This is a genomic window from Bradyrhizobium sacchari, from assembly GCF_002068095.1.
In the GTDB taxonomy this organism is placed as follows: domain Bacteria; phylum Pseudomonadota; class Alphaproteobacteria; order Rhizobiales; family Xanthobacteraceae; genus Bradyrhizobium; species Bradyrhizobium sacchari.
The window spans coordinates 165,947-175,816 of sequence record NZ_LWIG01000002.1 but is presented as its reverse complement, the minus strand read 5'-3'; the positions used below and the strand labels follow the sequence as shown (position 1 = coordinate 175,816).

Genomic DNA, 9,870 nt, shown 5'->3' with positions numbered 1-9,870 from the left:
GAGCCGGTACAGCGCGAGCGTCAGCACGCCCGCGGACACGCCCGAGCCGCAGCTCGTCACGATCGGCGCATCGAGCTTGACGCCGGCGCCGGTGAAGGCGGCGCGCAGATCGTCGAGCGGCTTCATCTCACCGGTCGCGGCATCGAACAGCAGATTGTAGGGCACGTTGCGGGCGCCCGGGATGTGGCCGGAGCGGATGCCCGGCCGCGGCTCGGGCGCGCGGCCCTCGAAACGATCGGCGGCGCGCGCATCGATCACCTGTTCGGCCCGGCTTTCGACGTTGGCGATCAGCTGCTGCATGCTGCGCACGCGCTTGGAATCGTAGGTCGCGTTGAACGTCGCAAGCTTGGGCTTCACCTCGCCGCTCTCAACCGGACGGCCTTCGGCACGCCACTTCTTCAGGCCGCCATTGAGGATACGCACATCCTTGTGGCCGAAGGCCAGGAACATCCACCACGCGCGCGGCGCGGCGACCCAGCCGCCGGCATCGTAGAGCACGACGGTATCGGCGTTGGAGATGCCGAGACCACCGACATCGCGGCCGAACTGCTCGGCGCTCGGATACATGTGCGGCAGCGGGTTGGAGTGATCCGACACCGCATCGACGTCGAAGAACACAGCGCCGGGCAGGTGCGCGGCGAGGTAATCGTCCTTCGGCAGCGGCAGCACGCCCGGCAGCTTGAAGCTGGCGTCGAGGATCTTGACGTTGGCGTCGCCCATGCGGGCGGCGAGCCATTCGGTGGAGACGAGGGGGTCGGTGGCGGTCATCGATATTTCCTTGTGGTCATTCCGGGGCGCCGGACGGGAGCCCGGAATCCATCGTGCGGCTGATGTGAGTCGGTGGATGAATGGATTCTCAGATGCGCAATTGCGCATCATAGTTCGCGCTTCGCGCGCCCCCGAATGACGACGGGAGAGAGTTAGCCCTTCTTCTTCGGCTCCCACGCTTCAGTCGGCCCACCGGCATCGCGCCAGGCGGCGTAGCCGCCGGCGATGTGGGCGACGGGCTTGAGGCCCATGTCCTGCGCGGTCTTGGCGGCGAGCGCGGAGCGCAGGCCCCCGGCGCAGTGGAAGACGAACTTCTTGTCCTCCTGGAAGATCGGCTTGGCGTAGGGACTCTGCGGATCGATCCAGAATTCCAGCATGCCGCGGGTGCAGGCGAAGGCGCCGGGGATGCGGCCGTCGCGCTCGATCTCGCGGGGATCGCGGATGTCGACGATGACGACGTCGCCGTTCTTGGAGATCTCGATGGCATCCTTGGCGGTGAGCGTCTCGATCTCTGCATTGGCCTCGTCGATCAGCGCCTTGATGCCGCGAGTGATGGTTTGGGGCATATGGTTCTCCCTCTTGTCTTCCGTCGTTCCGGGGCGATGCGAAGCGTCGAACCCGGAACCTCGAGATTCCGGGTTCGCGCTGCGCGCGCCCCGGAATGACAGCAATCAGTGCGTCAATTCCTTCATCGCGCCCTCCAGCCCTTCGATGGTGATCGGGTACATCCGGTTGGCGAAGATGCGTTTGATGATGGTGGTCGATTCCGAATAGTCCCAGTGCTTCTGCTGCACGGGGTTCAGCCACACCGCATGCGGATAGGTGCGGATGATGCGGTCGAGCCAGACCGAGCCGGGCTCCTCGTTGACATGCTCGACCGAGCCGCCGGGCACCATGATCTCGTAAGGCGACATCGAGGCGTCGCCGACGAACACGACCTTGTAGTCGTGCGGATATTTGTGCAGCACGTCCCAGGTCGGGGTGCGGTCGGTGAAGCGGCGCTTGTTCTGCTTCCACACGCCTTCATAGAGGCAGTTGTGGAAGTAGAAATACTCCATGTGCTTGAACTCGCTCTTCGCCGCCGAGAACAGCTCCTCGACCTGCTCGATATGCGCATCCATCGAGCCGCCGATATCGAAGAACACCAGCAGCTTCACCGCATTGCGCCGCTCGGGGCGCATGTGCACGTCGAGATAACCGTGATTGGCGGTCTCGCGGATCGTGGTGTCGAGATCGAGCTCATCGGGCGCGCCGGTGCGCGCGAATTTGCGCAGGCGCCGCAGCGCCACCTTGATGTTGCGGATGCCGAGCTCGACATTGCCGTCGAGATCCTTGAACTCGCGCTTGTCCCACACCTTCACGGCGCGGTTGTTGCGGTTCTTCTCCTGGCCGATGCGCACGCCTTCGGGATTGTAACCGTGGGCACCAAATGGCGAGGTGCCGGCGGTGCCGATCCACTTCGAGCCGCCCTGGTGCCGGCCCTTCTGCTCCTCGAGGCGCTTCTTAAGGGTCTCCATGAGCTTGTCCCAGCCCATGGCCTCGATCTGCTTCTTCTCTTCTTCCGTCAGGTATTTTTCCGCGAGCTTCTTCAGCCATTCCTCGGGGATCTCCGCCTTCTCCATAGCGTCGAGCAGGCTTTCCAGCCCCTTGAACACCGTGCCGAAGACGCGGTCGAACTTGTCGAGGTTGCGCTCGTCCTTCACCAGCGAGGCGCGCGACAGGTAGTAGAAATTCTCGACCGTGTAGTCCGCGAGGTCGGCGTCGAGCGCCTCCATCAGCGTGAGGTATTCGCGCAGCGTCACGGGGACCTGCGCGTCGCGCAGAGAGGTGAAGAATTGCAGGAACATGGGTGACAGATTGCCCGTCGGGTCGCCAACGTCAAGGGGCGCAGGCCGTCCTTGAGCGCTGGACCGCGAGGCTTTTTGCTCTAGAATTGACCGCCTCAAGGGGTTGTTTTGGGGACGTTTGCAATGGGAATTCTCGCAGCGCTCATCATCGGCGCGATCGCAGGCTGGCTTGCCGGCAAGATTGTCCACGGGGCGGGATTTGGGCTGGTCGGCAACATTGTCGTCGGCATCATCGGCGCTCTGGTGGCGAGCTGGGTGCTGCCACAGCTGCACATCGGCCTGGCCACCGGCACGATCGGCGCCATCGTGGACGCCACGATCGGCGCGGTGATTGTGCTGGTCATCCTTTCGCTGATAAAACGGGTCTGAAAGCCTGACCGAACCAGGAACGGCCGCCGCGAGCGGCCGTTCGCTTGTCGTGACCAGGGCGATGCAATTGGCAACCGCCTCGCGACGACGACCAACAAGGACGCCCAATGAAATTTACCGGCACCAAGGACTACGTTGCGACCGACGATCTCAAGGTCGCCGTCAATGCCTCGATCGTGCTCGAACGCCCGCTCCTGGTGAAGGGCGAGCCCGGCACCGGCAAGACGGTGCTGGCGGAGGAAGTGGCGAAGGCGCTGAACGCGCCGCTGCTCACCTGGCACATCAAGTCCACCACCAAGGCGCAGCAGGGGCTCTACGAATACGACGCGGTGTCGCGCCTGCGCGACAGCCAGCTCGGCGATGCCCGCGTCTCCGACATCAGGAACTACATCAAGCGCGGCAAGCTGTGGGAGGCCTTCACGGCCGAGCAGCGCCCGGTGCTCCTGATCGACGAGATCGACAAGGCCGACATCGAATTCCCGAACGATTTGCTGCTCGAGCTCGACCGCATGGAATTCCATGTCTACGAGACCGGCGAGACGATCAAGGCGAAGCAGCGCCCGATCATGATGATCACCTCCAACAACGAGAAGGAGCTGCCGGACGCTTTTCTCCGCCGCTGCTTCTTCCACTACATCAAGTTCCCCGACGCCGACACGATGGGCCGCATCGTCGACGTCCACTTCCCCGGCATCAAGAAGCGCCTGGTCGAGGAAGCGCTGCGTATCTTCTTCGAGGTACGGGAGGTGCCCGGCCTGAAGAAGAAGCCCTCCACGTCCGAGCTTCTGGACTGGCTCAAGCTGCTGCTCAACGAGGACATGAGCGTCGAGCAGCTGCGCGAGCGCGACCCGCGCAAGCTGATCCCGCCGCTGCACGGCGCGCTGCTGAAGAACGAGCAGGATGTGCATTTGTTCGAGCGGCTGGCGTTCCTGAGCCGACGGGAAGTGTAGGGGCGGGTTCGCTCGCGATAGCGCTCCGCTGCGTCCCCACCACCGGTGTCATGCCCCGGCTTGACCGGGGCATCCAGTACGCCGCAGCTTCTCGGCTCAATCACAAGCGCCTCTGGAATACCGGATCGCCCGGCCGAGCCGGGCGATGACAGTGAGGATGTGGCACGCGCCTGCTTCCCCATCGTCATTGCGAGCGCAGCGAAGCAATCCAGAATCCCTCGGCGGCGACAGTCTGGATTGCTTCGTCGCAAGGGCTCCTCGCAATGACGGAGCAAGCGGCGCAGCCGCGGCCCATCAACTCGCACGCTGACCCGCAGACACGCCTTCGCATCCTCGCGGCGCATCTCGCCCGAGCTTTGCATCTATCCTCGTCCTCCTGTGAAAGAGGGCGCAGGGAAGGCCGGGTGCCGACTGGCACCCGCGGTCCGCTGCGCGAAAGGTAGCGCAAAGGAACCGCACAGCAGCATACAGGTGTCGCCGATCACTCGGCCTTCCCTGCGCGATGGTCGGACGGCTTATGCCGTGCTCTCCCGGGAGCCGAATTCCCTCTGGCCTCCCTCGCCTCGCGAATTGACGATGCCGTCTGCCCGGTTGGGCTCGCGCGCATCTCCGCGAAAGGCTTGACCGTAGCAACGACGGCCAGGACCACACGGTTTTGCCGTACGCATTCAGCGCCGTTCGTCCGCACGCGGTTTCGGGCTCACAGGGACTACCCGCCCTGCCCGCACTCAATCGTGCCGACGCTGCCGCGTCCACCGCAACCCGGCCCGCGTTTCGAACGACTCGCGAACCGCCCCTCTTCGTGGGCCGGGCTGCTTCGACTTATGCCGCAATTCCGAATTTCGGTAAAGTGGAATATTTTCGCGGGGCGGGGTTGACGGGATGCGGGTGTTTTGCCCGACGGGACACGTCGGGACTGCATCCAGCGCTCTCCGTGTCCCGGGCGCGCAGCGTGCAGCGCTGCTGCGCAGAGCCGGGACCCAGAAGGCGACGCAGATTGCTCGGAGACATGGGCCCCGGCTCTGCAGCGCACCGCTGAAGAAGCGCTGCGCTGCGTCCGGGGCACGAGACCATCCTACGCCACCGCCGCGTCCGGAATCCGCGCGGCTTCCATCGGCTGCTTGCCGCGGATCAGGTCCGAGGCGCGGTCGGCGATCATCATTGTTGACGCATTCAGGTTCGCCGAGATCATGCGCGGCATGACCGAGGCGTCGATGACGCGGAGGCCTTCGAGGCCGTGGACGCGGAGCTGGTCGTCGACGACCGCCCAGGTCGAATCCGCCGGGCCCATGCGGCAGGTGCAGCCGGGGTGGAAGGTGGTGGTGCCGCGCTCGGTGGCGGCGTGCAGGAATTCGTCGTCGGTGTTGACGTTGGGGCCGGGGAAATCCTCGTAGGCGTAATAGGGCGAGAGCGGCGCACTCTTCAGCAGGCGCCGCGCGAGCTTCATGCCGCCGACGATGACGCGGCGGTCGAGCTCGGCGTCGAGATAGTTGGTCTGGATGATCGGCGGCGCGAACGGATCGATGGAGCGGATGCGGACATAGCCGCGGCTCTCGGGGCGCTGCTGCCACGAGGCGACCGTCATGCCCGGCTCGTCCTCGAGCTGGCCCTGCACGCCTTCCTTGTAGGACGCCGGCGTGAAGGTGAGCTGGAGATCGGAGCTCTCCGCGCTCTCGCCGGAATGCCAGAAGCAATAGACCATGGTCGGCGACAGCGACAGCAGGCCGCGCCGCGCGGTCGCCCATTTCGCGGCTTCGACCCAGAGCCGCCAGCCGCGGCGGAGCTCGTTGATGGTCTTGATGTCCTTGACCCGCGCCACCGTGCGCGGGGCGTAATGGTCCTGAAGACCTTCGCCGACGGGCAGCGCGTGACGGACGGCGATGCCGTGCTGCTGCAGCAGATCCGGCGAGCCGATGCCGGAGAGCTGCAAGAGCTGCGGCGAATTATAGGTGCCGCCGGAGAGGATCACCTCCTTGTTGGCGCGCACTTCGACCGGCGTACCGCCGCGGCCGCCCTTGCTGTAGCGCACGCCGACGGCGCGCTTGCCCTCGAAGATGATTTCGGTCGCATGCGCGTGCGTGTGCACATGCAGGTTGGGCCGTTTCATCGCCGGCTTGAGGAAGGCGGTCGCGCCGGAGACGCGCAGGCCGTTCTCGATGGTGCGCTGGCAGTAGGAGACGCCTTCCTGGGTCTTGCCGTTGTAATCGGGGTTGCGCGGAATGCCGAGCGAGACCGCCCCTTCCATGAAGGCCTCGCAGAGCGGATCGCGCCAGTCCATCGTGGTGACGATGAGCTTGCCCTCGCGGCCGCGATAGGTGTCCTCGCCCTCGCCCACGCGCTTTTCCAGCCGCCGGAAGTAGGGCAGCACGTCGGCATAGCCCCAGCCGCGATTGCCCATCTGCGCCCAGGTGTCGAAGTCCATGCGCTGGCCGCGGTTGTAGATGTGGCCGTTGATCGAGGACGAGCCGCCGAGCGTCTTGCCGCGCGGCGCGTAGATGCTGCGACCGCCGGTGTAGGGTCCGGGCTCCTGCTGGTAGGCCCAGTTGATGCTCTTCATGTGGAAGGTTTTTATGAAACCCGCCGGCAGATGGATGTAGGGGTGCCAGTCGGAAGGGCCCGCCTCGAGCACGCAGACGCTGACAGCAGGGTCTTCGCTGAGCCGGCTGGCAAGCACGCAACCGGCGGAGCCCGCGCCGACGATCACATAATCAAATCTATCCATGGTCCCTCGGCCGCCCCTAGCGCGGCTTGTCGTTGAGTTGATATTCGAGATGCGCCTGCACCGTCGGCCATTCGGCGGCGGTGATGCTGTAGACGACCGTGTCGCGCAGCGTGCCGTTCGGCGCGACCTGATGGCTGCGCAGAATGCCGTCCTGCTTGGCGCCGAGACGCTCGATGGCCCGGCGGCTCTGGTGGTTGAAGAAGTGCGTGCGGAACTCGACCGCGATGCAGTTCAGCGTCTCGAAGGCGTGCCGGAGCAGCAGCAGCTTGCACTGCGTGTTGAGCGGACCGCGCTGCGCGCTCTTGCCGTACCAGGTCGCGCCGATCTCGACGCGGCGGTTGGTGGCATCGATGTTCATGTAGGTGGTCATGCCGACGATGTTGCCGCCGGCGTCGAACACGGTGAAGGGCAGCATCGAGCCGGCAGCCTGCAGGCCGAGACGGCGGTCGATCTCCTTGCCCATGTTCTCCGGCTGCGGGATCGCGGTGTACCAGAGTTTTGACAGCTCGCCGTCCTTGACGGCCTCGACCAGCGCCTCGCGATGCTGATGCGACAGCGGCTCGAGACGGGCGTGCTGTCCACGCAGGGTGATGGGATCGGGCCAGGGCATTGAAGTCTCTCTCCGTATGTCATTGCGCGGAGCGAAGCGACGAAGCAATCCAGACTGTCACCGCGGGGGCATTCCTGGATTGCTTCGCTTCGCTCGCAATGACGGTCACTAGCACCGTTTACTTGTTTAGGAAATTAAGAGGCAAACCGCCGCGCGGCCAGTCCATGGCGACCAGCTCACCCTTGCCCGACAGCGTGATGTAGGCGGTCTTCAGCCCAGGGCCGCCGAAGGCGATATTGGTGGTGACGCGGTCGCCGGTCGGGACCTGCTCGACCAGCGTGCCGTCGGGTGCGATCACCGAGATGCAGCCGGAGACGAGGGTGGCGACACAGACATTGCCATTAGCCTCGACCGCGAGCGAATCGAACATCTGGTAGCCGCCGAGGCCGCAGATCGGTTTTCCGCGCTCGCCGCGATAGATCACCTCGCGCGGCTTCAGCGTACCCGGCGCGGAGAGCTCATAGGCCCAGAGACGGCCCGTCGGCGTCTCCGCGATGTAGACGGTGTTCTCGTCCGGGGACAGGCCAATGCCGTTGGCCGGCAGCACGCCGTGCACGATTTCGACGATCTCGGTCATGCCGGGCTTGAGGTAATAGATGCCGCCGACATCCATCTCGCGCGCGCGGCGCTTGCCGAGGTCGGAGAACCAGAGCCCGCCCTGCCTGTCGAACACGAGATCGTTCGGCCCGCGCAGATCGTGCTCGCCGCATCTGGTCACGACGGTCTCGACCTTGCCCGATTGCAGGTCGACGCGCTGGATCGAGCCGCCGAGATAATCCCCCGGCTGCGGGCCGGGCATGATCATGTTGCCGGTCGGGATCCAGGAGAAGCCGCCATTGTTGCAGATGTAGATCTTGCCGTCGGGGCCGAGCGCGGCACCATTCGGCCCGCCCGGGATTTTCGCGACGATCTCCTTGCGGCCGTCGGGGTAGACGCGGGTCAGGCGCTGGCCGCGGATCTCCACCAGCACCACCGAGCCGTCCGGCATCACGACCGGCCCTTCGGGAAATTCGAGGTCGGTGGCGAGGACGCGGACGTTGGACATGTGAGACCCTCCCGGCTGCTTGTTATGGCTTGCACGGGATGTCCGGCACGGGCCCCACACGCAAGATTTGCCAGCGGTTATGACAAAGTCACCGGGGCTTGCCAAGCAAGCGGAATGGTATGCCAGCCTTGCAGCTTACTCTCTCACTGGTATCCAGATTTCGAAGCCGCCATTGCCGGTCGCGGGATCGAATTTCTCGTCGTAACGCTCGAAACTCGGCGCGTCCGCGGCCTTCAGGCGAGATGCGGGCAGCCATTGATTCCAGATCGTGTTGACGGTGCGCCGGACCGAGGCGACGTGGTCGGTGTGAGTGAACACCGCGTAGCGCTGCTCAGGGATGCGGACACGACCGAAGCGGCGCGGCAGGTCGGAGAAGTCGGCGATCTCGACGCCGGCGATGTAGTCGAAATTGCCGGCATCATCGCCATTGCAGCAGACGCCATAGGCGACGTTCCCAACACGCGCGGGAATGTCGGCAACCTCCTGATGAAAGCGTTGCCACAGGCCCGGGATGATGGCGCCGTTGTCGCAGGAGATGCGCTCAGTGGGGCCGGCGACGAGGAAGGCCTTTGCGGTTTCGAAACGCGGTGCAGCAAGGGTGTCGGATATGGTGGAGTCCATGAGGATCGGCTCCTGTAGATTGAGATGGCCGGTGCTGGTCGCGGTCCGCACCGCTTCGGGCGTGGTGCCGAACTGGTCGCGGAACGCGCGGGTGAATGCCTCGTGCGAGCCGTAATCCGCCTCCAGCGCCAGCGACAGGATGTCGGGCGCGCCGTTGGCAAGGCTGCGCGCGGCCTCCGTCAGCCGCCGCGCGCGCACGTAGCGCATCGCCGGCAGGCCGGTGGCTGCGGCAAACGCACGCACCAGGTGGAACCGTGACACGCCCGCGACCGCAGCGATCTCGTCGAGCGTCATCGGCTCGGCCAGATGACTCTCGATGTACCAGAGCGCGCGCTGGGCTGGATTCATGATGGTCGGACCTCGTTCGAAGCAGGGCCATGATGCACGGAAGGCCGGCGGCTTCGCTTGATCGGCGTTGCGGTCCTCGAGGAGGATAGCGCCGGAACTGCCGCTGGCAACGTGCGGGCGTTCGTGCCTACATTCGACAACTCAGAACCGCTCACAAGAAAGCAGGAGGAACCGCAGCATGAAGATCACCGATGTGCGGGCGCACCATATCCGCATCCCCTATGACGCCGGTGTTGCGAGCTTCCGCCAGGGCGCCTCCGCCATCACCGCCCTCGACATGGTGATCGTCGAGGTCACGACCGATGCCGGGCTGACCGGCTGGGGCGATGCCTTCGCCTATGTCAGCCCCCGCACCACGCGCAGCGCCGTCGAGGAGATGATCGCGCCGCAGGCCATCGGCCTCGAGGTTCCTGACGCCGCCGGCATTCCCGCGGTGATGGAGCAGATCCAGCGCAATCTGCATCTGTTTGGCCGCTACGGCATCACCATGTTCGCGATCTCCGGCCTCGACATCGCGCTGTGGGACCTCGCCGCGAAGATCAAGGGCCTGCCGTTGCACCGTCTGCTCGGCGAGATCAGGCGCCCGGCCG

9 protein-coding genes and 1 pseudogene are annotated in these 9,870 nt (G+C 65.2%); 3 read left to right on the top strand and 7 right to left on the bottom strand.

Going from position 1 to position 9,870, the window contains the following annotated elements; all coding sequences use genetic code 11:
- The 3 genes from sseA to A5906_RS05220 all read right to left on the bottom strand — a co-directional run.
- On the bottom strand, nucleotides 1-768 hold a 768-nt coding region (gene sseA, locus A5906_RS05230; RefSeq protein WP_080134209.1), incomplete at its 3' end, for a 3-mercaptopyruvate sulfurtransferase.
- A gap of 152 nt (nucleotides 769-920) precedes the next feature.
- Entirely contained in the window at nucleotides 921-1,334 is a 414-nt protein-coding gene (locus A5906_RS05225) for a rhodanese-like domain-containing protein (protein WP_080134208.1), read from the bottom strand.
- 105 nt (nucleotides 1,335-1,439) lie between these two features.
- Nucleotides 1,440-2,615 carry a vWA domain-containing protein gene (locus A5906_RS05220; RefSeq protein ID WP_080134207.1) on the bottom strand — a complete coding sequence of 392 codons (1,176 nt, stop codon included), beginning with the start codon at nucleotides 2,613-2,615 and terminating at the stop codon, nucleotides 1,440-1,442.
- Between the two features lie 123 nt (nucleotides 2,616-2,738).
- On the opposite strand from A5906_RS05220, the gene A5906_RS05215 reads away from it, so the two are divergent.
- Together A5906_RS05215 and A5906_RS05210 are read left to right on the top strand one after the other, a co-directional pair.
- Nucleotides 2,739-2,984 carry a GlsB/YeaQ/YmgE family stress response membrane protein gene (locus tag A5906_RS05215; RefSeq protein WP_080134206.1) on the top strand — a complete coding sequence of 82 codons (246 nt, stop codon included), beginning with the start codon at nucleotides 2,739-2,741 and terminating at the stop codon, nucleotides 2,982-2,984.
- A gap of 107 nt (nucleotides 2,985-3,091) precedes the next feature.
- A complete protein-coding gene (locus tag A5906_RS05210) occupies nucleotides 3,092-3,934 on the top strand; it encodes an AAA family ATPase (protein ID WP_080134205.1) in 843 nt (280 codons plus the stop codon).
- 1,075 nt (nucleotides 3,935-5,009) lie between these two features.
- Here A5906_RS05210 and A5906_RS05205 read toward each other — a convergent pair.
- From A5906_RS05205 to A5906_RS05190, 4 genes are all read right to left on the bottom strand, one after another.
- Nucleotides 5,010-6,656: a GMC family oxidoreductase gene (locus tag A5906_RS05205; RefSeq protein ID WP_080134204.1), complete on the bottom strand. Its 1,647-nt coding sequence runs from the start codon at nucleotides 6,654-6,656 to the stop codon at nucleotides 5,010-5,012.
- Between the two features lie 16 nt (nucleotides 6,657-6,672).
- Nucleotides 6,673-7,266: a GNAT family N-acetyltransferase gene (locus A5906_RS05200; protein ID WP_080134203.1), complete on the bottom strand. Its 594-nt coding sequence runs from the start codon at nucleotides 7,264-7,266 to the stop codon at nucleotides 6,673-6,675.
- A 118-nt stretch (nucleotides 7,267-7,384) separates the two neighbouring features.
- Complete coding sequence (locus A5906_RS05195) at nucleotides 7,385-8,311, bottom strand: SMP-30/gluconolactonase/LRE family protein (protein ID WP_080134202.1); 927 nt, start codon at nucleotides 8,309-8,311, stop codon at nucleotides 7,385-7,387.
- A gap of 135 nt (nucleotides 8,312-8,446) precedes the next feature.
- Nucleotides 8,447-9,280: an AraC family transcriptional regulator gene (locus A5906_RS05190; protein ID WP_080134201.1), complete on the bottom strand. Its 834-nt coding sequence runs from the start codon at nucleotides 9,278-9,280 to the stop codon at nucleotides 8,447-8,449.
- 178 nt (nucleotides 9,281-9,458) lie between these two features.
- On the opposite strand from A5906_RS05190, the pseudogene A5906_RS43860 reads away from it, so the two are divergent.
- Nucleotides 9,459-9,870: pseudogene (locus A5906_RS43860) on the top strand (mandelate racemase/muconate lactonizing enzyme family protein); the annotation flags it as partial.